The sequence below is a fragment of the Blastococcus sp. SYSU DS0533 genome, assembly GCF_054050775.1.
Genome location: NZ_JBJGZZ010000005.1, coordinates 227,644 through 250,554, shown reverse-complemented (window position 1 = coordinate 250,554; position 22,911 = coordinate 227,644). Strand labels below are relative to the sequence as shown.

Genomic DNA, 22,911 nt, shown 5'->3' with positions numbered 1-22,911 from the left:
TGCGGCAGCATGGCGGCGTGCCGACCGTGATGCGCTGGTGGGGAAGCCGCTCCGACCCCGAGCGCATCGAGCTCTACACCCGGTGGTCGTTCTACTCGTTCGTGGGCGCCATCCCGCTGTTCGCCGTCGCCGTGCTGGGGTCCGCGGTGCACCCCGTCCCCGACCTCGCCGTCGGGCTGTTCCTCGCGGGCGCCCTGGGCACCGCCGTCGGCGGGGTGGTGGTGACCCGCCGGGGGCTGGCCGCGCACCGCCGGGACGAGCCGCTGCCCGCCCGACCGGTCCTCGGCGCCTTCGCGGCGGCCGGCGTGATGGCCGCCGCGGGCGCCTGGGCCTTCGGCACCGGCGACCCCTCCCCCGCCGTGCCGTGGTCCGTGGCGCTGCCGCTGGGCATGGTGCTGACCGCCTGCTCGACGGTCTGGACGACCCGGCAGCTGCTCCCGCACACGCTCACCATCGGGGTGCTGAGCGGGTTCGCCGCACGCCTCGACGGGACGCCCGCGGCCGCCGCCGCGGTGCAGGGCCTCGTCCTCGCGATCGCCGTGCTGGCGGTGGTCCTGGCGTTCCGCTTCTCGGTGTGGGTGCTCGACGTGGTGCAGGAGATGGCCCGCAGCCGCGGCGTGCAGCTGCAGCTCGCGGTCGCGGAGGAGCGGCTGCGCTTCGCCCGCGACCTGCACGACGTCATGGGCCGCGACCTGTCGACCATCGCGGTGAAGAGCCAGCTCGCCGGTGAGCTGGTGCGCCGGGGCCAACCGGGCGCGGCCGAGGAGCTGGCCGACATCGCGCGCATCGCCGAGGGGTCGCTGCGCGAGGTGCGCGAGGTGGTGCGCGGGTACCGGTCCGTCGACCTCGCCGGCGAGCTGGCCGGCGCGCGCTCGGTGCTCCGGGCGGCGGGGGTCGCGTGCACCGTCACCGGGGAGGACGCGGGCACCGCGCTGCCCGAGCAGGTGCAGACGGCCTTCGGCTGGGTGGTGCGCGAGGCGGTGACCAACGTGCTGCGGCACAGCCGCGCCACGGAGTGCACGATCACCCTGTCCGCCGCACCGGACGAGGTCCAGCTGTCCGTGGTCAACGACGGCACCGGAGACGGTTCCCGCGGTTGGGGCAACGGGCTCACCGGGCTCGCCGAGCGGCTGGCCGGGCTGGACGGGCGGTTGCACGCGCAGGCGCAGGACGGCCGGTTCCTGCTGGCGGCGACCCTGCCGCGGGCGGCCGCGGGGGCCGCGCGGTGATCCGGGTCCTGCTGGCCGACGACGAGAACCTGATCCGCTCCGCGCTGGCCGCGCTGCTGGCCCTGGAGGAGGACCTGGCGGTCGTCGCCGAGGCCGCTTCGGCCGCGGAGGCGCTGGCCATGGCCCGGGCGCACGCCCCTGACGTCGCCGTCCTCGACCTCCAGCTGCCCGACCGCGACGGCATCTCCCTGGCGGCCGAGCTCGCGACCGTCGTCCCCGGCTGCGGGCTGGTGATCGTCACCGGGCACGGCCGCCCCGGCCACCTCAAGCGGGCCCTCGAGGCCGGCGTCCGCGGGTTCCTGCCCAAGACGGTGAATGCGGCGGTGCTGACCTCCGTCGTCCGCACCGTGCACGGCGGTGGGCGCTACGTCGACCCGGAGCTGGCCGCCGAGGCGATCAGTGCCGGGGACAGCCCGCTGACCCCCCGCGAGGCCGACATCCTCGAGCTCGCCGCCGGTGGCGCACCGGTGGAGGAGATCGCCGCCCGGGCCCACCTCTCCCCCGGCACCGTCCGCAACCACCTCTCCGCCGCGGCCGCGAAGCTCGGCGCCCCCAACCGCCACGCCGCCGTCAGCGAGGCCCGCCGGCGGGGCTGGATCTGAGGGCGCGGAACCCGGCCACCCGTCGCAGCCGGCGACGACACGTGTTCTCCGCGTGGCCCCACGCGGTGCACGTCCCGGCACCGCGTACCGGGAGGCCGAACGAGCCCACGCCGGGCCGTTACCGTCGCCGTCCCCGCGCAGGAGACGGCGCGACGGCCCCGAGGAGCAGCCATGTCCCGGAAACTCTCGCTGCTGACCGCGACCACCGTGGTGGTGCTCGGGGTGAGCCCCGGCGTGGCGCTCGGCGACGAGCACCAGCCCGTCCCCGGCGCCCCGGGCATCGGGGACCCCTACTACCCGCTCGACGGCAACGGCGGGTACGACGTCCTGCACTACGACCTCGACCTCCGCTACGACCCGGCGACCGACGTCCTCGACGGCGTCGCGACGATCACCGCGCGGGCCCTGCAGGACCTCTCCGCCTTCAACCTCGACCTGTCGGGCCTGGAGGTCCGCTCCGTGCGGGTGGGCTCCGCCGACGCGACGTGGGGGCACGACGGCGGCGAGCTCACGATCACCCCGGCCAAGGCCCTGCGCGCCGGCCAGCGGTTCGCCGCCACGGTCACCTACGGCGGCGTCCCGGAGACGATCACCGACGCGCTCGGCACCTCCGGTTTCATGCACACCGACGACGGGGCCGTCGTCGCCGGCCAGCCCGACGGTGCGGCCACCTGGTTCCCCGCCAACGACCACCCCCGGGACGCCGCCTCGGTGGACGTGCGGGCGACCGTGCCCGAGGGGCTCGAGGCCGTCTCGAACGGTCTGCTCCGCGGCAGCGCCACCGCGGGCGGGTGGACGACGTGGGAGTGGCGCGCGCAGGAGCCGATGGCGACGTACCTGGTGACGCTGGCGATCGGCGAGTTCGACCTGCGGGAGTACCGGGTCGACGGCATCCGCTACTGGGACGCGCTCGACCCCGACCTGTTCACCCTCGACCTCGACCCGGGGGCGGAGGGGCCCTCGGCCGGGGAGGTCGCCGCGGCGTCCCTGGCCCGCCAGCCGGAGATCGTCGACTTCCTCTCGGAGGTCTTGGGCCGCCCCTACCCGTTCCGCACCGCCGGCGGCATCGTCGACGACCACCCCGAGTTCCAGTTCGCGCTGGAGACGCAGACCCGGTCGATCTACGCACCGGTGTTCTTCACCGACCCGGTGAACGGCGACCTGGTGGTGGTGCACGAGCTGGCGCACCAGTGGATCGGCGACCTGGTGCGCATCGACGAATGGCGGCACATCTGGCTCAACGAGGGGTTCGCCACCTACGCCGAGTGGCTGTGGCTCGAGCGGGAGGGGCTGTCCACGCCGCAGGAGGAGTTCGACGCGATCGCCGCCGGGGCACCGCCGGAGTTCTGGGACCTGACCATCGGCGACCCGGGGCCGGCCACCGAGGACCTCTTCGACATCGCGGTCTACTACCGCGGCGCCATGACCCTTCACGCGCTGCGCGGCGCGGTGGGCGACGAGGCCTTCTTCTCGATCGTGGAGCAGTGGGTGGCGTCCCAGGCCGGCGGCACCGCCACCACCGAGGAGTTCGTGGCCCTCGCGGAGAAGGTGTCCGGGCAGCAGCTGGACGAGCTGTTCCAGCGGTGGCTGCTCACCGCGGGCAACCCCACCGCGGCCGGCTGACGGGGCCCGGCGGCCGGGGGCCGGCGGCGACCGGCCGGGCCCTCAGCCGCTCGGGCCGAACTGCTCCACCCGGATGGCCTCCGCCGGGGTGCCCAAGGTCTCCAGCAGCCGGGTGGCCGCACCGGCGAACGCCGCGGAACCGCAGACGTACACGGTCTGCCCCGGCTCCCACAGCGGCACCAGGTCCGCGGCGGTGAGCCGGCCGGCGGGCCGGATGCCGCGCGGCTCGCGGGTGGTCACCACCAGGGCGCCGGCGGCGAGCAGCTCGTCGGCGTAGGGCAGCAGCTCCAGCGTGCGCACGCTGACGGCGGCGCGGAGCAGGTCGGTGCGACCCAACGCCCGCGCGGTGCGCAGCATCGACACGAAGGGCACGACCCCGCTGCCGCCGGCGACCAGCAGCGCCGGGCTCTCGGTGTCCCAGACGAACCAGCCGCCGATCGGCCCCCGCACCTCGAGGACGTCGCCGGGCTCGACGACGTCGGCCAGGTGGGTGGACACCTCGCCGTCGTCCAGCCGCTCCACGAACAGCTCCACCAGCGGGTCACCCGGCGCCGAGGCCACCGAGTACGACCGCTGCGCGGTGTAGCCGTCCGGGGCGGTCAGCCGCACCACGTAGTGCTGCCCGGGCAGGTGGTCGACCCGGTCGGCGACGTCGAGCCGCAGCTGCACCGAGCGGGGCACCGGACGGCGGACGCCGGCGACGGTGGCCGTGCGCCAGCCGCCCGACGGCACCGCCGGTCCGCCCACGCCCATGGGGGAGGGGTCTACCGGCCCCGCTGCAGGGTCCCGCCGCGAGCTCGCGAGCGGTGGGGGGCACCGGGGTCCTTCCTCAATCACCCTGGTACCGCTGCTGGCGCCACGGGTCCCCCCGGTCGTGGTAGCCGTTCTGCTCCCAGAAGCCGGGCTGGTCGCGCCGCAGCAGCGTCAGCTTGCTGATCCACTTGGCGCTCTTCCAGAAGTACAGGTGGGGCACCAGCAACCGGACGGGCCCGCCGTGCTCGGGGGTGAGCGGGCGGCCGTCGAAGTCCCAGACCAGCCAGGCCCTGCCCCCGGTGACGTCGGCGAGCGGGAGGTTGGTGGTGTAGCCGGTCTTCGACGTCGCCATGACGAACCGCGCCTCGGCGGTCGGCCGGGCGACCTCGAGCAGCGTGTCGACGGAGACGCCGGAGAAGCGGGTGCCGAACTTCGACCACGTGGTGACGCAGTGGATGTCGCCGCGGTACTCGGACGGGGGCAACCGGTGGGCCTCGTCCCACGACCAGGTCGTCGGCTGCTCCACCTGGCCGTCGACGGTGATGCTCCAGGTCTCCAGGGAGATGCGGGGGGTCGGCTCCGCGGTGAGCACGGGCCAGTCGGCGCCGACGTCGTACTGGCCGGGAGGGAGCCGCGGGTCGCGCTCGCGACGGCGGCCGAGGAAGCCACGCGTAGGGGTGGGCACGTGCACAGCCTGCCCCGTCGGGGGGCGGTGTGACCACCGGCCTGCGTGCGAGACCTGCGCCGCGACCGCCGATCCCCCCGCCCGGGCCTGGTGAGGGTCGCCTTACATGAGGTGTGTCACCTCGTGTTTGGTTGGTGGCAAGGACCGTGTAGTCCTAGCGTGGGGACTTGTGGTGACGGTGGAGCACGCGCAGCGCAGGACCCCCAAGGTGGCGAAGACCAACTCGGTCTTCAAGAAGGCCGTCATGGCCATCAGCGGCATCATCATGGTGCTGTACCTGATCGCGCACGTGATCGGGAACCTGAAGGCCTTCTCGGGCGCGGAGGCGTTCAACTCGTACTCGGGCTGGATCCGGACGGTCGGCAACCCGGCACTGCCGGGCCAGACGACGCTCTGGGTCATCCGGATCGTGCTGCTGGTGGCGGTGGTGGCGCACTTCTGGGCCGCCGTCTCGCTGTGGCGCCAGGCCAAGCGGGCGCGCCCGCAGGGCTACGTCACCAAGAAGGCCACCGCGCAGAGCTACGCCTCGCGGACCATGCGCTGGGGCGGCGTGATCATCCTCGCCTTCATCATCTACCACATCCTCGACCTCACCCTGGGTGCGGTGAACGCCGAGGGCTTCGACAGCACCCCGTACGACCGGCTCGTCGCGAGCTTCCAGAACCCGTTCGTCACGATCTTCTACGCCATCTCGGTGATCCTCCTGGGCATGCACCTGCGGCACGGCATCTGGAGCGCCACGCAGACCCTGGGCCAGAGCAACCGCCGCCGCGAGAAGACCGTCAGCCTCTTCGCCGTGGCGTTCGCGACCGTGCTCACCGTCGGCTTCCTGCTCGTGCCCTTCTCCGTCCTCTTCGGGCTCATCGACTAAGGAGCTCCCCAGATGCCTCTCGAGCTGTTCACCGTCGGCGAGCCGATCGCCGACACCAAGGCCCCCACCGACGTCCCGATCGGCGAGCGCTGGAGCGAGCGCAAGTTCCGTGGCCGCCTGGTCAACCCGGCCAACCGCCGCAAGCTGACGGTGATCGTCGTCGGCACCGGCCTGGCCGGTGGCTCCGCCGCCGCCACGCTGGGCGAGGCCGGCTACAAGGTGAAGTCGTTCTGGTACCAGGACAGCCCGCGCCGCGCGCACAGCGTCGCCGCGCAGGGCGGTATCAACGCCGCCAAGAACTACCGCAACGACGGGGACAGCGTGCACCGGCTGTTCTACGACACGGTCAAGGGCGGCGACTTCCGCTCGCGCGAGAACAACGTGCACCGCCTCGCCGAGGTCAGCGTCAACATCATCGACCAGTGCGTGGCCCAGGGCGTGCCCTTCGCCCGCGAGTACGGCGGTCTGCTCGACAACCGCTCGTTCGGTGGCACGCAGGTCTCCCGCACCTTCTACGCCCGCGGCCAGACGGGCCAGCAGCTGCTCTACGGCGCCTACCAGGCCCTCGAGCGGCAGATCGCGGCCGGCAGCGTCGAGCAGCACGCACGCACGGAGATGCTGGACCTGATCGTGGTCGACGGCCGGGCCCGCGGCATCGTCGCCCGCGACCTGGTCAGCGGCGAGATCAGCACCCACTTCGCGGACGCCGTCGTCATCGCCAGCGGCGGGTACGGCAACGTCTTCTACCTGTCCACGAACGCCAAGGGCTCGAACGCCACGGCGATCTGGCGGGCGCACAAGCGGGGCGCCTACTTCGCCAACCCCTGCTACACCCAGATCCACCCCACCTGCATCCCGGTCAAGGGCGACTACCAGTCGAAGCTGACCCTGATGTCGGAGTCGCTGCGCAACGACGGCCGCGTGTGGGTGCCCAAGGAGCGCGGCGACACCCGCGACCCGCGGGAGATCCCCGAGAGCGAGCGGGACTACTACCTCGAGCGGCTCTACCCCTCCTTCGGCAACCTGGTGCCCCGAGACATCGCCTCGCGCCAGGCCAAGAACGTCTGCGACGAGGGCCGCGGCGTGGGCCCCGGTGGCCTGGGTGTCTACCTGGACTTCGCCGAGGCGATGGAGCGCATGGGCCGTCCGGCGGTCGAGGCCAAGTACGGGAACCTCTTCGACATGTACGCCCAGATCACGGGCGAGGACCCCTACCAGACGCCGATGCGCATCTACCCCGCCGTGCACTACACGATGGGCGGTCTGTGGGTCGACTACGACCTGCAGTCGACGATCCCGGGCATGTTCGTGATCGGCGAGGCGAACTTCTCCGACCACGGAGCCAACCGGCTGGGCGCCAGCGCGCTCATGCAGGGGCTGGCCGACGGGTACTTCGTGCTCCCGTCGACGATCAGCAGCTACCTGGCCGACGGCCCGTTCGAGAAGGTCGACGAGAACCACCCGGCCGCCGTCGAGGCGCTCACCGCGGTGCAGGAGCAGACCCAGAAGCTGCTCAGCATCAACGGCACCCGCACCCCGGCCTCCTTCCACCGGGAGCTCGGCAAGCTCATGTGGGACCTCTGCGGCATGGAGCGCTCGGAGGAGAGCCTGCGCAAGGCGCTGGACCGGATCCCCGAGATCCGCCAGGAGTTCTGGACCAACGTCAAGGTGACCGGCGACTGGCACTCGTTCAACCAGACGCTCGAGCACGCCGGCCGGGTCGCGGACTTCATCGAGCTCGCCGAGCTGATGTGCGTCGACGCGCTGCACCGCAACGAGAGCTGCGGTGGCCACTTCCGCGCGGAGAGCCAGACCCCCGAGGGCGAGGCGCTGCGCGACGACGAGAACTACGCCTACGTGGCGGCCTGGGAGTGGACGCCGGAGGGCCAGCCCCCGGTGCTGCACCGGGAAGCCCTCGAGTACGAGTACGTCCACCTCGCCCAGCGGAGCTACAAGTGACCATCACCGAGCAGGGGCCGCACTCGAGCCCCGGCGGCACCGCGCCCAAGCGCGGCATGAACCTGACGCTGCGCATCTGGCGCCAGCAGGGGCCGACCGTCAAGGGCAAGATGGTGACCTACAAGATCACCGACATCTCCCCCGACATGTCGTTCCTCGAGATGCTCGACGTGCTCAACGAGCAGCTGATCATGCAGGGCGACGACCCGGTCGCCTTCGACCACGACTGCCGCGAGGGCATCTGCGGCATGTGCGGCGTCATGATCAACGGCCAGGCGCACGGCCCGCAGCAGACGACCACGTGCCAGCTGCACATGCGGTCCTTCGCCGACGGCGACACGATCGACATCGAGCCCTGGCGGGCCACCGCGTTCCCGATCATCAAGGACCTGGCCGTCGACCGGCGGGCCTTCGACCGGATCATCCAGGCCGGCGGCTACATCAGCGTCCCGACCGGGACCGCGCCGGAGGCGCACGCGACGCCGGTGCCCAAGGCGGACTCGGACGCGGCGTTCGACGCCGCGACCTGCATCGGTTGCGGCGCCTGCGTGGCGGCCTGCCCGAACGCCTCCTCGATGCTGTTCACCGCCGCCAAGGTGACGCACCTGGGGCTGCTCCCCCAGGGCCAGCCCGAGCGCAACGACCGCGTGGTCAACATGGTGGCGCAGCAGGACCGCGAGGGCTTCGGCGGTTGCACCAACATCGGCGAGTGCTCCGCCTCCTGTCCCAAGGGCATCTCCATGGAGACGATCTCCCGGCTCAACCACGACCTCCTCGGCGCCCTGCGCGCCGGCGCGCGGCCGAAGAGCTGACAGCAGGACGACCCCTCGGCGGGCGGGCACCCACCTGGGTGCCCGCCCGTCGTGCGTCCCGGGTCAGCCGACGCGCGCCTGCGCCCGTTCCTGCAGCCAGGCCTCCAGCTGCTCCGGCGGCAGCGGCCGGCTCAGGTGGTAGCCCTGGACGACGTCGCACCCCAGCTCGGCCAACGCCGCGACCGTCGCGTCCTCCGCTCCCTCGGCGACCAGGTCCAGGGCGTGAACCGCTGCAGGGTGGAGGTGACGATCGACGCCGCCCGCGCGCTGCCGGTCATGGCGGCGGGTGAGCCGCGCCGGGGTCAGCTGGGTGGGACGGGCGGGATGATGCGGTCGACGACGTCGGCCGGCATGAGCCCGGCCTTGCCGAAGCGGCTGGCCGCCTCGATGAACTGCGGCGCGCTGGCGGCGAGTTCGACGAGCATCGCGCGGGCGTCGTCCTCGCGCCCGGCCAGTGCCGCGACGACGGCCCGCCACATCAGCTGGTCGGGCTCGCTCACCGGATCCATCGGCCGGAGCAGCTCGAGCTCGCGGTCGGCGGTGACCGGGTCACCGTCGATGGCCTGCTGGAACGCGCGGACGACGTCCTGGTAGCGGGCACGGGTCACCGTGAGGTCGGCGAGGACGCCCAACGGGTCCGGGGAGTCGTCGACCCGGAGGTCGACCACCATGTCGTGCCAGGGGCGGCCGGTCGTCGTCGCGCGGACGACCATGATCGCGGCGGACCGGCGTCCCCGGAAGTCACCTCCCGCCTCCTCCCCCGCCACCAGGGAGTTCAGCAGCCGCTGCGCGAGCGGGCCCGCGGAGCCCTCGAACCGCTCGACCATCGCCTCCCACACCGCCGGGGAGCTGGCCATGTTGGCCAGCGCGACGCAGGTGTCGCCGATGAGGTGCCCGGCGGCGTCCACGCAGCTCGTGCCGGTGTACACGGCGAAGTCACCGGCCAGGCCGAGCACGGCGACCTGCCGGCGTTCGGGCTGCGGGTCGACGCTGCTGAGCGCCGTCAGCACCTCCTGGGCGGTGAACCCGCCGCGGAGCAGGTCGAGGCCGACGGCGCCGTACATGGGCTCGGCCATCGACTGCGTGGCGATGACGCCGTGCCCCGGGAGGGCGAAGGGCACGCTGTTGCCGACCGCGAAGGCCTGGGACTGGGTGGCGACCCCCATCTCCCCGGTCTCGGGGTCGCGGGCCACGATCGAGTACGTCACCGCCGCCGCCTACCCGGCGCGCCCCGGGGGCCCAAACACGGGCGGGTCACAGCGCGCGCGACCCCATGGCCTCGGCAACGAGCTCCACCGACCGCAGCCGCCCCTCGAGCGACCCCGACTGGTGGGCGACGATCAGCTCGTCGGCGTCGGCGAGCTTCGCGAAGCCCTCGAGGTGCTCGCGCACCTCGACCGGGGTGCCGACGGCGGTGTGGGTCAGCATCGTGCCGACGTGGTGACCGGCGCCCTGGGCGAGCAGCTGGTCGGCCTGCTCGTCGGTGAGCGCCCGGCCCCGGCCGAACAGACCGATGGCGAGGTTGCGGCGCACGGCCTGCAGCTGCTCCTGGGCGGCGGCGGTGCTGTCGGCGGCCACCACGTTGACGCCGGCGATGACGTAGGGCTCCGCCAGCTGCTCGGACGGCTTGAACTCCCGCCGGTACGCGGCGACGGCGGGCTCGAGCATGGCGGGCGCGAAGTGCGAGGCGAAGGCGTAGGGCAGACCCAGGGCGGCGGCGAGCGTGGCGCCGAACATCGAGGAGCCCAGCACGTACAGCGGCACGCGCGAGCCCTTGCCGGGGATCGCGTCGACGCCGGGCACCCGGCTCTCACCGGCCAGGTAGGCCTGCAGCTCGAGCACGTCCTGCGGGAAGGTGTCGGCCGAGCGCGGGTCGCGGCGCAGCGCGTACGTGGTGTTCTGGTCGCTGCCCGGCGCGCGGCCCAGGCCCAGGTCGATGCGGCCCGGGTACATCGCGTCGAGCGTGCCGAACTGCTCGGCGATCGTCAGCGGCGAGTGGTTGGGCAGCATGATGCCGCCGGCGCCGAGCCGGATGCTGCGGGTCTGCGCGCCGACGTGGGCGATCAGCACGCTGGTGGCCGAGGACGCGATCGTGGGCATGTTGTGGTGCTCGGCGTACCAGACCCGCGTGTAGCCGTGCTCCTCCGCGCGCTGGGCGAGGGCCACGCTGGCGGCGATGGCGCTGCTCGCGGTCTCCCCGCGCGGGATGGGTGCGAGGTCGAGGACGGACAGGGTGGTGCTCATGTGCGGTGCGGCCTTTCGCGTCGGTTGTCTCTCGCAACACCGACGGGCGGCCCCTCCTTCCCCGGGCCCCACTCGAGCTGCATCTCCGCGGTCGGTCCGCGCGCTCCCAGAACCCTGCCGGACCCCGGGAGCGCGAGGGACGTGCGCAACTGGCCCGGCGACGGCTCAGCGGCTCTGCAACGCGTCCAGGGCCACCGCCATCGCCGCCGCCACCCGGAAGTCCAGGCGCGGGTCGGGGACGGTCACCGTGTAGTGGTCGCGCAGCGCGATCCCCTTCTCGCTGGTCATCACGACCGCACCCGTCCGACTGTCGGTGAAGTCGAAGTGGAAGAGGAAGGGCACCGGGATGTTCTCCAGGAAGGGGATGAAGTTCCACACCCGGCGCAGCACCGCGATGAACCGGTTGCGCTCCTGACCGACCGCCTCGACGCCCGGCGCGGAGAGGTGCCAGGTCGAGCGCAGCAGGCTGGCCCCGAAGTCCTTCCTGAAGTAGCCGATCGGCTGGCCCTGCTCGTCGAGGACGTCGTGCTCGGCGCCGACGTCCAGGCGCTGCCTGGCCTTGAACGAGAACACCCGCCGGCTCTTGCCCGCGTCGGCGAAGAAGACGACCTCCTCGCGCAACTTCATGCGCTTCTGCTCGGCCAGGGCGAGGAGCGGCCCCTCGCTGCCGTCCGGGTTCGCCGCCAGCACCTCGTAGCGGTTCACCATCACCGTGATTCGCTGCCGCACGAAGAAGCGCGGTACGACCACGGGGGCCGGCTGGTGTCCGGAGGGAACGGTCACGTCGGTGCTCCGTCGCTGATCGGGGTCGTGGCAGGCCCATCCTGGCGGACCGGCGCCGGTCGTGGGCCGGCACCGGTCCGCGCGTCGCCCCCGGGGGAGGTTGCCGCCGGGGTCACCGCGGCGGCGCCGCCCGGCGGCCGGTCAGGGCGTCGTGCAGCCGCTGGACCAGCCGCTCCAGCGGGCTGGGGGTCTCGTCGCTGCGGGCCGGGCCGGCGGGCATCAGCACCCAGAGCAGCAGGTAGACCAGGACACCGGCGCCACCGGCGACCGTGAGGCCGACGAAGCCGACCCGCCAGAGCACGGTGTCGATGCCGCTGTAGTCGGCCAGGCCGCCGCAGACGCCGCCGGCCATCCGGTCGGTGGTGCTGCGCCGGAGTTCCGGCCGTCCCGGCGGGGGCTGCTGCGCCTCACCGGGGGCGTCCGCGGGGGGAGGGAGGGGAACCGAGTTCGTCATGCCGCGAGCCTGCCGCCCGCGGCGTCGCCGGGACATCCGGTGACACCCGGAACCGCCCCTGATCCCGAACTCGGGGTCGGCCCTGGTCCCACGCGGGCGTGCCGCCGCAGCGGCGCGCCGCCCGCGGTCACGACCGAGCTTCGACGGGGCCTCAGCGCAGCGGCAGAGGGGTGGTGGCGCCGTCCTCCCGAGGGCCCAGGATCGACCGCTCCTCGAGGGCGATGGGCACGTCGTTGATGCTGGCCTCCCGGCGGCGCATGAGGCCGTCTGCGGCGAACTCCCGGTTCTCGTTGCCGTACGAGCGCCAGGTGCCGCCCCCGTCGTCGTGCCACTCGTACTGGAACCGGACCGCGATGCGGTCGTCGGAGAACGCCCACAGCTCCTTGCGCAGCGCGTAGTCCCGCTCGCGCTGCCACTTGCGGGTCAGGAACTCCACCACCTCGTCGCGGCCCCGCAGGAACTCGGCGCGGTTCCGCCACACCGTGTCCTCGGTGTAGGCCTGGGCCACGCGCACCGGGTCACGCGAGTTCCAGGCGTCCTCCGCCGCGCGCACCTTCTGCCGGGCGGTCTCCAGGGTGAACGGCGGGAACGGAGGGCGGGGCACGTGGTACCTCCTCGGTGCGGCGGTGGCCGCCGGCCGACCACCGGGACCAGCCTGCCGGGGATGCGCCGCGGCCGCGCGCCCGGACGACGAGTTCTCCGGGCCCTCGGCGTCTAGGTTCTCGACGACCGCTCGCTCGAAGGGGACCCCGTGGGACGCATCGCCGCTGCTCTGTTCACGACCGTCGACGGCTCGGCGGAGCGCCCCGACCTGTGGCACGGCCCGTACTTCGACGAGGCGATGGGCAAGGCGATGGACCGGCACCTGGGGCGCTGCGAGTCCTACCTCATGGGGCGGGTCCTGCACGACCAGTGGGCGCAGTACTGGCCGGGCAACGACAGCGACGAGTTCGCCGAGTTCATCAACCCCGTCCCGAAGTACGTGCTGTCGACGACGCTGGAGCGCTCCGACTGGGCCGGCACCACGGTGCTGCGCGGCCTGGACGACGTGCGGGCGGTCAAGGCGGGCAGCGAGGGGACCATCGGCATGTCGGGCAGCCTGACCACGGTCCGGTCGCTCCTGGCGGCCGGCCTGCTCGACGAGCTGGTGCTGCTGGTCGACCCGGTCGTGGTCTCGGGCGAGCGGCGCTGGACCGACGAGCTGGGCCGCACGCCGCTGGAGCTGGTGTCCTCCGAGGCGCTGCCGACCGGCGTGCTGCACGTCGTCTACCGGCCCGCCACGCAGGGTTGAGACGCCACGTCGCCGCCGAGTGTTCGGGGCCGCGTCACCCGCCGGACACCTCGGGTGCCCACGCTGGCGCCATGACGGCGAGCCTCTTCGTGATCGGTATCCGGGTCGGGTGGATCGGACCCGACGTCCGGCCCGGTGACGACGGTTTCGCGCGGGCCGCCGACGTCGCGCACGCCGTGGCCAAGCCGGTGGTCGACGGGCTGGAGTCCTCGCTGTGCGGCCAGCTGGTGCGTGCCACCGCCGCGCAGGACTGGTCGTCGCAGCGAGAGGCGGCGCGCTGCGAGGAGTGCACCCGCCTCGCCGGCTGACCCTGCGCCGGGCCGGAGTCGACCGTTGGCGGGGCGCTCCCCCGGCGTGCGTCCGCTGCTCTCCTGAGGGTCATCTGCCGGCCGGAGCCTCGTGGTGCCCGACCGGGACCGATCCAGGAGGGGAAGCCATGACCACGCCCGCCCCCACGACGCCGGCCGCACCCGCTACCGCTCCGGGAGCAGAGCAGGCCCGCCGGCAGCTGGCCGCGGCGGCCGGCAGCGGCGAGGACGCCGTTACCGGCATCGTGCAGGGCGTGGCCAGCATCGTGCGCAGCCTGGTGCCGGCCGTGCTGGTGCGGCCGAGGAGGCCATCGAGACCACCTACGCGCTGGCCGACCAGGGCCTGCGCATCACCGGCCGGCCGGCGCTCACCGTGACCGGGAGCGTGCGCGGCCTCGTCACCCCCTGACCCGGTCCACCGCGGGTGGTCGCCGGCAGCCCGCAGGCGACCCCCGCGGCGGACGGTCGGCGGCCGGGGTGCCGCTCCGGCGCGCTCGGGAGCTGACCGCTCGGCGCACCGCTGCCCTACCCTCCGCCGCGTGCTCGACGAACAGGTGGCGCTCCGCCGCACGGGGGCCGACCGGTGGCGGTGGCCGGTACTCGCCCTGGCGGTCCTCGGCCTGGTCAGCTGGGCAGCGTCGTACAGCTGGGTGCTCGGGTTGACCCCGCCCACCCGGTGGCTCAGCCCCACGGCCTCGCCGTGGTGGGTGATGGAGGTCGCCGCCCTGATCACGGGCCTGGCCGCCCTGGTCGGGGGCGTCCTGCTCGCCCGGCGCGGGAGCGCCCCCTCCCGGCGCACCGGCATCCGGGCGACCTGGCTGGCCGGCTTCACGCTGGTCGCGACGACGGCCGGGATGGTCGTCTCCTTCTGAGGGTGCCGTGTCACAGCGGCGGCCCGGCCGGCGTCTGCACACCGCGAGAGCTCCGGGTACTGGAGCACGCCGAGGTGATGAGCGCGACGCCCCCGCAGGTGACCGACGAGCTGTCGGCCGCGCTGCCTGGCGCCCGCGTCCCGGCGCCCACTGGTGGGCAGCGCAAGGTGGCGGCGGCGCTCGCGCGCTTCGCCGAGTCCCACCCGGCGTGCGGATGACCACCGCGCTGGTCGACGGCGCGGTCGGTGCCCGGCTCGATCCGGGCGGCCCGTTCGAGTCGGCGGTCGCGTTCGTCGTCGTCGAGGAGTGCCGGATCAGCCGTGTGTACGCGGTTCGGAACCCGCGCGAACTGGGCAGGCTCGACACGGTGACCGAGCTGCGGCGCCGAGGAGAGGTCCGCGGCCTGATGTCGGGAGCGGACGTGGCGGGATCGGACGTGCTCATCGTCGGTGGCGGCAACGCCGGCATATCGCTGGCGGCGCGGCTGCTCCGGGACGGGATCACCGATGTGACGGTGGTGGCCCCCCAGCCGGTGCACCGGTACAAGCCGCTGCTGAACTACGTCGCCGCCGGCGAGGCGTCGATGGCGGAGCTGGAACGCCCGATGGCCGAGGTGGTCCCGGACGGGTGCACCTGGATCCGCGACGCGGTGGAGGCCGTCGACCCGACCGCCCGCACGGTGCGGACCCGCGGCGGGCGGTCGCTGCACTGGTCGACGCTGGTGCTCTGCCCGGGCCTGCTCGAGGACTGGGACGCGACACCGGGGCTGCAGCGGGCCTACACCGAGGGGTGGGCGGCGTCCTCGTACGTGCCGGGGAGCACCCCGCTGGTGTGGCCGGCCATCCGGTCGGTGCGGTCGGGGTCGACGGTGTTCACCGTGCCGCCGGAACCGGCCTCCTGCGGGCCGACGGCGCTCAAGCCGCTGCTGATGGCGTGCGACCACTGGCGGCGCGCCGGGGTGCTGGGCGACCTGCAGGTCCGCCTCGTCCTCCCGGAGGCGACCGCGACGGGCATCCCGGAGGCGGACCGGTTGCTGGAGGAGGTGCTCGCCGGCTACGGCGTCGAGGTGCTGCGGGGAGCGCGGATCGAGCGGGTGGACGGCGACCTGCGCTCCGTCACCGTCGGCTCACCGGGTGGTCGGCGGGTGCTGGAGGACGTCGCCTTCGCGCACGCCGTCCCGCACTACCGGGCGCCGCGCTGGATCGCCGACGCCGGCCTCTCGGTCGACGAGGCGCCCGGCCTGGTGGACGTCGACCCCGAGACGATGCGGCACCGGCGCCACGAGCAGGTGTGGGCCCTCGGTGATGCCGCCGACCTCGCCACCCGCCCGTCCGGCGGTGCGCTGCGGAAGCAGGTCAAGGTGCTGAGCAGGAACCTGCAGGCCGCCGCGCAGGGCGAGCCGATGCAGCCCTACAACGGCTACACGGTCATGCCGATCACCGTGAGCCGCCGGAAGCTGATGCTGAACGAGGTCGACCGCGACGACCGGTCGCAGCCGTCGGTGCCCTTCCTCGACCCGTTCGTCCCGCGCCGGTGGCAGTGGTTGTTCGACCGCTACGGGCTGCCGCAGGTCTACTGGCACCAGATCCTGACCGGCCGGGTCTGACCCCGTCCCGGAGATTCCCCGACCGGGTCGGGGCCCCGTGTCGAGATGGCGCGGGCGGTTCCGTCCCAGGGGTGCGAACGGCCACGATGGGCCGTACCTCACCAGGGAGAACACCATGGCCAAGTACCTGCTGCTCAAGCACTACCGCGGCGCGCCGGCGGCGGTCAACGACGTCCCGATGGAGAAGTGGACGCCCGAGGAGATCTCGGCCCACGTGCAGTACATGCAGGACTTCGCGGCGCGGCTCGAGGGCACCGGTGAATTCGTCGACGGGCAGGCGCTCGCCCCCGAGGGGACGTGGGTCCGCTCGGACGGCGAGGGCCGGCCGCCGGTCACCGACGGACCGTTCGCGGAGACGAAGGACCTGATCGCCGGCTGGATGGTGGTCGACGTCGACAGCCACGAACGCGCCGTGGAGCTCGCCGGCGAGCTGTCCGCGGCTCCGGGTGCCGGTGGGAAGCCGATCCACGAGTGGCTCGAGCTGCGCCCCTTCCTCACGGCCCCGCCCACCGTCACGGAGTGACCGCTCCGGTGGACGAGACCCTGCTCCGGGCGGTCGTCCCCACCGTGATCGGGGTCCTCGGCCGCCGCGGAGCGGACTTCGCGGCGGCCGAGGACGCCGTCCAGGAGGCCCTGGTCGAGGCCGTGCGGGTGTGGCCGGACGACCCTCCGCGCGACCCGCAGGGCTGGCTGGTCACGGTGGCCTGGCGCAAGTTCCTCGATGCCACCCGCGCCGAGACCTCCCGGCGGCGCCGCGAGGAGCGGGTGGACGCCGAACCCGCGCCCGGGCCGGGGCAGGAGGCCGACGACTCCCTCCGGCTCTACTTCCTGTGCGCGCACCCGTCGCTGACCCCGGCCTCGGCGGTCGCGCTCACGCTGCGCGCGGTCGGCGGCCTGACCACGCGGCAGATCGCCCAGGCCTACCTCGTGCCCGAGGCGACGATGGCGCAGCGGATCAGCCGGGCCAAGCGGACGGTGTCGGGCGTCCGGTTCGACCGGCCCGGGGACATCACCACCGTCCTCCGGGTGCTGTACCTGGTCTTCAACGAGGGCTACTCCGGCGACGTCGACCTCGCCGCCGAGGCGATCCGGCTCACCCGCCAGCTCGCGGCCGTCAGCGACCACCCCGAGGTGGCGGGGCTGCTCGCGCTGATGCTGCTGCACCACGCGCGGCGCCCGGCTCGTACCCGCCCCGACGGGAGCCTGGTGCCGCTCGCCGAGCAGGACCGCGGCGCATGGGACTCCCGGCTGATCGCCGAGGGGGTCGAGGTGCTGCAGACGGCGCTGGCACGCGACCGGCTGGGCGAGTTCCAGGCGCAGGCGGCGATCGCCGCGCTGCACGCGGACGCACGGACGGCGGAGGAGACCGACTGGGTGCAGATCGTGGAGTGGTACGACGAGCTGGTGCGGCTCACCGGCAGCCCGGTCGCCCGCCTCAACCGGGCCGTCGCGGTCGGCGAGGCCGACGGTGCGCGGGCGGGGCTGGCCGCGCTGGCCGAGCTCGACCCCGCGCTCCCCCGGTACACCGCCGTCGCGGCCTACCTGCACGGAAAGGACGGCGACCTGGTCACCGCGGCACAGCTCTACGCCGAGGCGGCCCGGTCGGCGCCGAACCTGCCCGAGCGCGACCACCTCATGCGGCAGGCGGCGCGGCTCAACGCCCGGTCGGGCGGATAGCCGCTAGCGCTGCTGCCGGCGCGCGATCAGGACGAGGCCGCCGACCAGGATCACGATCGGCGCCCAGGACGGCAGGCCGAAGGGCCCGACGATCAGCTGGATCACGAAGATCGCGAGCTGGAAGGCGACGATGAAACCCACCAGGAGCAGGAGCCCGAAGAGCAGCGGCCGCTCCGCCTGCAGCTGTCGCAGGTAGTCCATCAGGTCTCCTCGGTCGTGGGTGGGCCCGGCAGTACCGGGCCACCGGGGCATCGACACCAGAACGCCGCTCCTGTAGCCCCTGTTCCGCCGGACCGGCGCGCCCGGTCAGACGTTGAAGCGGAACTCCACCACGTCGCCGTCGGCCATGACGTAGTCCTTGCCCTCCATGCGCACCCAGCCGCGGGACTTGGCCTCGGCCATGGAGCCGGCCTCGACCAGCTGGTCGTAGCTGACGATCTCGGCCTTGATGAAGCCGCGCTGGAAGTCGGTGTGGATGACGCCGGCGGCCTGCGGGGCGGTGGCGCCGACCGGGATCGTCCACGCGCGGGCTTCCTTGGGCCCGGCCGTCAGGTAGGTCTGCAGCCCGAGGGTGCGGAACCCGACCTTCGCGAGCTGGTCGAGGCCCGGCTCGTTCTGCCCGATCGACTCCAGCAGCTCGGCGGCCTCCTCGGCCGGGAGCTCGATCAGCTCCGACTCGGTCTGGGCGTCGAGGAAGATCGCCTCGGCCGGCGCCACCAGCGCGCGCAGCTCGTCGAGCACCGCGGCGTTGCCCAGCTCGTCGGCGTCCACGTTGAAGACGTAGAGGAACGGCTTGGTCGTGAGCAGCGTCAGCTCGCGCAGCGGCTCGGGGTCGACCCCGGCGGCGAAGAGGGTGCGGCCCTGGTTCAGCACGTTCTGGGCCTCCAGGGCGGCGGACAGCAGCGCAGCGCGCTCCTTGTCCTTCTTCGCCTCCTTCTCCAGCCGCGGGACCGCCTTCTCCAGGGTCTGCATGTCGGCCAGCACGAGCTCGGTGTTGATCGTCTCGATGTCGTCGGCCGGGCTGACCTTGCCCTCGACGTGCACGACGTCGGGGTCGGTGAAGACGCGGATCACCTGGCAGATCGCGTCGCTCTCGCGGATGTTGGCGAGGAACTTGTTGCCCAGCCCCTGGCCCTCGCTCGCACCGCGCACGATCCCGGCGATGTCGACGAACGAGACCGTCGCCGGGATGATCTTCTGCGAGCCGAAGATCTCCGCGAGCTCGTCCAGCCGCGGGTCGGGCACGCCCACCACGCCGACGTTCGGCTCGATCGTCGCGAACGGGTAGTTCGCCGCGAGGACGTCGTTCTTGGTCAGGGCGTTGAAGAGCGTCGACTTGCCGACGTTGGGCAGGCCGACGATCCCGATGGTGAGACTCACGGGGTACCAGCCTACGGCGCCCTCGGCGCAGGACCCGTGCCCGCCGCGGCGGCGGCGGTCAGTCGGTCGCCGACGGGCTCGCCGGCGCGGTGGAGCCGGACGGCGGCGTGGACCCCGTGGGCTCGGCGGCGGACGCGCCCCCGCCCGTACCCGCCCGCACCTCGCACGCCTCGACGCTGGCCTGCAGGCGCCGCTGCAGCGGCTGCAGCCGCCGCACGACCTCGTCCATCCGGGCGGCGTTGAGGACGGCGATCGCCTCTCCCATCTCGTCGACGAGCTGCGCCACGTCCTGCGCCGCGTTCACGGCGCGCAGGCAGTCGTCGTCGACGGTCACCTGACCGGTGGCGCCGCCCTCGGTGGCACCGCCACCGGCCACGGCCCCCGGTGGGTCGACGTCCTGGTCCAGCGGCACGGGGTTGGCGACGACGACGGTGCCCTCGCTGAGCAGCCCGACCAGCACCGCGCCCAGGAACAGCCCGGCCAGGAACGCACCGGCCCGCCCCCACCAGCGCAGCACCCGCCGCCACCCCTCGCGGGGCACCGGTGACCTCGTGCCGGACTCGGCCATGGTCGACCCTCCGCTCGCCGGGCAGGCGCCTGCGCCCACGGTTACCCTGCGGCTGCGGTACCAACCGGGGATTCGGCCAGGCTGGAGGCCAGGTGCGCGGTCCGACGACGACTCCCCCGACACGGGCATGAACTCCGGCGGACGGCGCCCCTCGCGTGCCCCCGGGCCGTTCCGCCTGTTCGCCCGCGCCTACCGCACCACCGTCGTCAAGGCCCGCTGGTTCGTCGTGCTGGCCTGGATCCTGCTCACCGTGTGGGTCTCGATGTCCCTGCCCACGGCGAGCGGCGGTGGCGGTGGCATCGGCGCGCTGGTCCCGTCCGACAGCCCCGTCGTCGAGGCGCAGCAGCGCAGCCTGGAGCTCTTCCGGCTCCCGGTGCTGTCCGACACCTCCGTGGTGGTGCACGACCCGGCCGGCCTCAGCGTCCTGACCCGCGCCGACGTGGCGCTGTGGGCCCTGTCGTTCACCCAGAACTACCTCGACGGCACCGTGCCCGAGGGCCGCGGCAACATCGCCGCCGCCGTCCCGATCCCGACCGGCACCTCCGACACCGCCGTCACCTACCTCTACGTCACGCCGTTCACCTCCCTGGCGCAGACGACGGCGCTCGCCCGCCAGTACGCCGCGCACTTCGAGAACCAGCCGGGCGTGCAGACCTACGTGACCGGCGTCGTCCCCGCCCAGATCCAGCAGGTCTCCTACCTGCAGTCCCGGATCCACGTGTTCGAGATCGCCACGCTCGTCCTCATCGCCGTCGTCGTCGGGCTGGTCTTCCGGTCGGTCGTCGCACCCTTCGTGGTCCTCTTCGCGGCCGGGCTCGGCTACCTGGTCGCCATCCGCAGCCTGGGGGTGCTGGCGGCGGCGTTCGGCTTCTCCCTGCCCGACCAGGTGCAGCCGCTGCTCGCGGCCCTGCTCATCGGCGTGATCACCGACTACTGCGTGCTGTTCTTCTCCGGGCTGCGCCGGGAGCTCGACCGGGGCCTGGAACGCCTCGAGGCCGCCCGCGCCGCCGTCGCCGTGGAGGGCCCGATCATCGCCGTCGCCGGCATCACGGTCGCGGCGGGGACGGCGGCGCTGCTGGCTGCGGACTACGAGCTGTTCCGCGCCTTCGGTCCCGCGCTCTCGCTCACCGTGGTGATCGGGGTCGTCGTCTCCCTGACCCTCGTGCCGGCGCTGCTCGCCATCCTCGGCCGGTGGTTGTTCCTGCCCCACTCCGAGCGTCCTCGGCGGGAGCCCTCGACCAGAGGTGCCGGTCCGCTGGTCCGGATCGTCGTCAGCCGCCGCGGCGCGGCAGTGGCGGCCCTGCTCGGGACCGCGGTCCTCGTCGTGGCCGCCCTCCCGCTCGGTTCGCTGCGCCTGGACCTGTCGTTCACCGGCGGCCTGCCCGAGGACGACCCCGTCAGCCGGGGTGCCGCCGTGCTGGAGGAGGCCGGCGTGCGCGGCGTGGTGGCGCCGACGGAGATCGTCCTGGAGCGGCCGGGCATCGCCGAGGACCGCGCCGCGCTGGAGTCCCTGCAGCGCGCCCTGACCGCCCAGCCGGGCGTGGCCACTGTCCTCGGGCCGGCCCAGAACCCGCTGCCCGACAACTACGGGGTGGTCTTCTCGGCGGACGGCGACGCCGCGCGCTTCGTCGTAATCCTCGACAGCGACCCGCTGGCCGCGGAGGCCATCGCCGATCTGCGGAGGCTGGAGGACCGGCTGGGCCCGCTGCTGGCCGATGCCGGCCTCGGGGACACCGAGGTGCTGGTCACCGGCCAGACCGCGATCGCCGCCGAACTCGCCCAGATCACCCGCGACAACCTCCGGTACACGCTGCTGGCGGCGCTGGTCGTGGAGCTGCTCGTGCTCGTCTTCTACCTGAGGGCGCTGGTGGCCCCCCTCGCCCTGCTCCTCACCAGCGCCCTGAGCGTCGCCGCGGCCGTGGGCCTGACCGTGCTGGTGTTCCAAGGATGGCTCGACGACCCCGGGCTGACCTTCTACGTGCCCTTCGCCACCGCCGTCCTGCTGCTGGCGCTCGGCTCGGACTACAACGTCTTCGCGGTGGGCTCCATCTGGGAGGCCGCGAACCGGTTGCCGCTGAGCAAGGCGATCGCGCTCGCCATGCCCGCCACCGCGCGGGCGATCAGCGCCGCCGGGGTGATCCTGGCGACGACGTTCGCGATGGTGGCGATCATCCCGCTGGACACCTTCCGGCAGGTCGCGTTCACGATGAGCGTCGGCCTGCTGATCGACACCTTCCTCGTGCGACCGGTGCTCACCCCGGCCCTGCTCACCCTGCTGGGTCGCTGGTCCAGCTGGCCCAGCCGCCGCATCCGCACCGAGGTCGTCTCCCGGGAGGAGCTGCGGGACACCGCCGTCACCGCGGCCCGCTCCCCCACCGGCCGGCGCGTGGGCGAGCACACGCTGGAGGCCGCCGGGCGATGAGCACCGCGACGGAGGGACGGACGCGGCGGTGGCCGCAGCCGTCGACGCTGGCCCTGGCCGCGAGCGTGACCCTCGGCATCCTCCTCGTGCTGTGGGGCGCCGACCGGCTGGCCCGCTGGGCGGCGGAAGGTCTGCTGGCGCGCAACGTCCAGCTCGCCACCGGCGTCCTCACCCGCCCGGAGGTGGAGGTGCACGGGGGGTTGTTCCTGCCGCAGCTGGTGGCCGGCCGGTACGAGCGCGTGGAGATCGTCGTCGAGGACCTGCGCGCCGGCCCGCTGCGCATCGAGCGCGTGGACGCCGAGCTGACCGGCGTCCACGTCCCCTTCCACGACCTGCTGACCCAGGACGTGGACCTCGTCTACCTCGAGCGCAGCCGCGAGGTGGCGACGCTGACCTACGAGGACCTGAACACGTACCTGGAGGCGACGGGGCGTCCGGTGCGCCTGGACGGGCGACCGGACGGGGAGGCGTTGCTGACCGGCTCGGTCGAGGTCCTCGGGCGCCGGCTCTCCGCCTCCGCCCGGGCCCTCGTCGACGCCGAGGACGGGGACCTCGAGGTGCGGCCCACGCAGGTCGACACCGCGACCTTCCTGGACGACGCGAGCCGGCTGCTGCTGCGGCAGCGGTTCACCGTCGTCATCCCCCTGGACCCGCTCCCGTTCGGGCAGGAGCTGACCGAGGTCGAGATCGGCGAGGAACGCATCACCGTCGAGGCCGGCGGCCGGGGGGTCATCCTCAGGCCTTGATGACAACAGGGTGACCCAGGTCATAG

25 protein-coding genes are annotated in these 22,911 nt (G+C 73.5%); 15 read left to right on the top strand and 10 right to left on the bottom strand.

Annotation, left to right across the window (positions count from 1 at the left end):
* The first annotated feature begins 17 nt into the window (after positions 1–17).
* The 3 genes from ACI79W_RS09205 to ACI79W_RS09195 all read left to right on the top strand — a co-directional run bounded on the left by ACI79W_RS09205 (position 18) and on the right by ACI79W_RS09195 (position 3,454).
* Positions 18–1,229 carry a sensor histidine kinase gene (locus ACI79W_RS09205; protein ID WP_456561775.1) on the top strand — a complete coding sequence of 404 codons (1,212 nt, stop codon included), beginning with the start codon at positions 18–20 and terminating at the stop codon, positions 1,227–1,229.
* Complete coding sequence (locus ACI79W_RS09200; protein ID WP_456561774.1) at positions 1,226–1,831, top strand: response regulator; 606 nt, start codon at positions 1,226–1,228, stop codon at positions 1,829–1,831. The genes ACI79W_RS09205 and ACI79W_RS09200 overlap by 4 nt, the downstream gene beginning before the upstream one ends.
* A gap of 171 nt (positions 1,832–2,002) precedes the next feature.
* Positions 2,003–3,454: a M1 family metallopeptidase gene (locus ACI79W_RS09195; RefSeq protein WP_456561773.1), complete on the top strand. Its 1,452-nt coding sequence runs from the start codon at positions 2,003–2,005 to the stop codon at positions 3,452–3,454.
* Between the two features lie 42 nt (positions 3,455–3,496).
* On the opposite strand, the gene ACI79W_RS09190 is transcribed toward ACI79W_RS09195, so the two are convergent.
* Positions 3,497–4,207 carry an FAD-binding oxidoreductase gene (locus ACI79W_RS09190; protein WP_456561772.1) on the bottom strand — a complete coding sequence of 237 codons (711 nt, stop codon included), beginning with the start codon at positions 4,205–4,207 and terminating at the stop codon, positions 3,497–3,499.
* Between the two features lie 76 nt (positions 4,208–4,283).
* Entirely contained in the window at positions 4,284–4,892 is a 609-nt protein-coding gene (locus tag ACI79W_RS09185; protein WP_456561771.1) for a sulfite oxidase-like oxidoreductase, read from the bottom strand.
* 172 nt (positions 4,893–5,064) lie between these two features.
* On the opposite strand from ACI79W_RS09185, the gene ACI79W_RS09180 reads away from it, so the two are divergent.
* The 3 genes from ACI79W_RS09180 to ACI79W_RS09170 are packed head-to-tail and all read left to right on the top strand — an operon-like array spanning position 5,065 to position 8,534.
* The gene (locus ACI79W_RS09180; RefSeq protein WP_456561770.1) at positions 5,065–5,763 is read left to right on the top strand and encodes a succinate dehydrogenase cytochrome b subunit; all 699 of its coding nucleotides are present in this window, start codon (positions 5,065–5,067) and stop codon (positions 5,761–5,763) included.
* A 12-nt stretch (positions 5,764–5,775) separates the two neighbouring features.
* The gene (locus ACI79W_RS09175; protein WP_456561769.1) at positions 5,776–7,722 is read left to right on the top strand and encodes a fumarate reductase/succinate dehydrogenase flavoprotein subunit; all 1,947 of its coding nucleotides are present in this window, start codon (positions 5,776–5,778) and stop codon (positions 7,720–7,722) included.
* The gene (locus ACI79W_RS09170; protein ID WP_456561768.1) at positions 7,719–8,534 is read left to right on the top strand and encodes a succinate dehydrogenase/fumarate reductase iron-sulfur subunit; all 816 of its coding nucleotides are present in this window, start codon (positions 7,719–7,721) and stop codon (positions 8,532–8,534) included. The genes ACI79W_RS09175 and ACI79W_RS09170 overlap by 4 nt, the downstream gene beginning before the upstream one ends.
* Positions 8,535–8,836: 302 nt before the next feature.
* Here ACI79W_RS09170 and ACI79W_RS09165 read toward each other — a convergent pair whose 3' ends face one another.
* From ACI79W_RS09165 to ACI79W_RS09145, 5 genes are all read right to left on the bottom strand, one after another.
* The gene (locus tag ACI79W_RS09165) at positions 8,837–9,742 is read right to left on the bottom strand and encodes a DUF1028 domain-containing protein (protein ID WP_456561767.1); all 906 of its coding nucleotides are present in this window, start codon (positions 9,740–9,742) and stop codon (positions 8,837–8,839) included.
* Positions 9,743–9,788: 46 nt separating this feature from the next.
* Positions 9,789–10,778 carry an LLM class flavin-dependent oxidoreductase gene (locus ACI79W_RS09160; RefSeq protein WP_456561766.1) on the bottom strand — a complete coding sequence of 330 codons (990 nt, stop codon included), beginning with the start codon at positions 10,776–10,778 and terminating at the stop codon, positions 9,789–9,791.
* Positions 10,779–10,943: 165 nt separating this feature from the next.
* Positions 10,944–11,561, bottom strand: coding sequence for a hypothetical protein (locus tag ACI79W_RS09155; protein ID WP_456561765.1), 618 nt, complete (start codon positions 11,559–11,561; stop codon positions 10,944–10,946).
* A 112-nt stretch (positions 11,562–11,673) separates the two neighbouring features.
* Entirely contained in the window at positions 11,674–12,015 is a 342-nt protein-coding gene (locus tag ACI79W_RS09150) for a PspC domain-containing protein (protein ID WP_456561764.1), read from the bottom strand.
* 151 nt (positions 12,016–12,166) lie between these two features.
* The gene (locus tag ACI79W_RS09145) at positions 12,167–12,619 is read right to left on the bottom strand and encodes a nuclear transport factor 2 family protein (RefSeq protein WP_456561763.1); all 453 of its coding nucleotides are present in this window, start codon (positions 12,617–12,619) and stop codon (positions 12,167–12,169) included.
* 147 nt (positions 12,620–12,766) lie between these two features.
* Here ACI79W_RS09145 and ACI79W_RS09140 point away from each other — a divergent pair, with 147 nt between their 5' ends.
* The 7 genes from ACI79W_RS09140 to ACI79W_RS09110 all read left to right on the top strand — a co-directional run bounded on the left by ACI79W_RS09140 (position 12,767) and on the right by ACI79W_RS09110 (position 17,769).
* On the top strand, positions 12,767–13,306 hold the full coding sequence (locus tag ACI79W_RS09140) for a dihydrofolate reductase family protein (protein ID WP_456561762.1): 540 nt from the start codon (positions 12,767–12,769) through the stop codon (positions 13,304–13,306).
* Between the two features lie 71 nt (positions 13,307–13,377).
* Complete coding sequence (locus ACI79W_RS09135) at positions 13,378–13,614, top strand: hypothetical protein (RefSeq protein ID WP_456561761.1); 237 nt, start codon at positions 13,378–13,380, stop codon at positions 13,612–13,614.
* Between the two features lie 539 nt (positions 13,615–14,153).
* The gene (locus tag ACI79W_RS09130) at positions 14,154–14,486 is read left to right on the top strand and encodes a hypothetical protein (RefSeq protein WP_456561760.1); all 333 of its coding nucleotides are present in this window, start codon (positions 14,154–14,156) and stop codon (positions 14,484–14,486) included.
* 77 nt (positions 14,487–14,563) lie between these two features.
* Positions 14,564–14,704, top strand: a complete 141-nt coding sequence (locus ACI79W_RS09125) for a hypothetical protein (RefSeq protein ID WP_456561759.1) — start codon at positions 14,564–14,566, stop codon at positions 14,702–14,704.
* Positions 14,701–16,092 carry an NAD(P)/FAD-dependent oxidoreductase gene (locus tag ACI79W_RS09120; RefSeq protein ID WP_456561758.1) on the top strand — a complete coding sequence of 464 codons (1,392 nt, stop codon included), beginning with the start codon at positions 14,701–14,703 and terminating at the stop codon, positions 16,090–16,092. Before ACI79W_RS09125 ends, ACI79W_RS09120 begins: the two co-directional genes overlap by 4 nt.
* Positions 16,093–16,207: 115 nt before the next feature.
* Complete coding sequence (locus ACI79W_RS09115; protein ID WP_456561757.1) at positions 16,208–16,615, top strand: YciI family protein; 408 nt, start codon at positions 16,208–16,210, stop codon at positions 16,613–16,615.
* Positions 16,612–17,769 carry an RNA polymerase sigma factor gene (locus ACI79W_RS09110; protein WP_456561756.1) on the top strand — a complete coding sequence of 386 codons (1,158 nt, stop codon included), beginning with the start codon at positions 16,612–16,614 and terminating at the stop codon, positions 17,767–17,769. Before ACI79W_RS09115 ends, ACI79W_RS09110 begins: the two co-directional genes overlap by 4 nt.
* 3 nt (positions 17,770–17,772) lie before the next feature.
* Here ACI79W_RS09110 and ACI79W_RS09105 read toward each other — a convergent pair whose 3' ends face one another.
* From ACI79W_RS09105 to ACI79W_RS09095, 3 genes are all read right to left on the bottom strand, one after another.
* Positions 17,773–17,970 (bottom strand): hypothetical protein, encoded by a 198-nt coding sequence (locus ACI79W_RS09105; protein WP_456561755.1) that lies wholly within the window; start codon positions 17,968–17,970, stop codon positions 17,773–17,775.
* Between the two features lie 105 nt (positions 17,971–18,075).
* Positions 18,076–19,149 (bottom strand): redox-regulated ATPase YchF, encoded by a 1,074-nt coding sequence (gene ychF, locus ACI79W_RS09100; RefSeq protein WP_456561754.1) that lies wholly within the window; start codon positions 19,147–19,149, stop codon positions 18,076–18,078.
* 58 nt (positions 19,150–19,207) lie between these two features.
* Positions 19,208–19,717, bottom strand: a complete 510-nt coding sequence (locus tag ACI79W_RS09095; RefSeq protein ID WP_456561753.1) for a hypothetical protein — start codon at positions 19,715–19,717, stop codon at positions 19,208–19,210.
* Between the two features lie 127 nt (positions 19,718–19,844).
* On the opposite strand from ACI79W_RS09095, the gene ACI79W_RS09090 reads away from it, so the two are divergent.
* Both ACI79W_RS09090 and ACI79W_RS09085 read left to right on the top strand, forming a co-directional pair.
* Positions 19,845–22,139: an MMPL family transporter gene (locus tag ACI79W_RS09090; RefSeq protein ID WP_456561752.1), complete on the top strand. Its 2,295-nt coding sequence runs from the start codon at positions 19,845–19,847 to the stop codon at positions 22,137–22,139.
* The gene (locus tag ACI79W_RS09085) at positions 22,136–22,885 is read left to right on the top strand and encodes an LmeA family phospholipid-binding protein (protein WP_456561751.1); all 750 of its coding nucleotides are present in this window, start codon (positions 22,136–22,138) and stop codon (positions 22,883–22,885) included. Before ACI79W_RS09090 ends, ACI79W_RS09085 begins: the two co-directional genes overlap by 4 nt.
* The last annotated feature ends 26 nt before the right edge of the window (positions 22,886–22,911 follow it).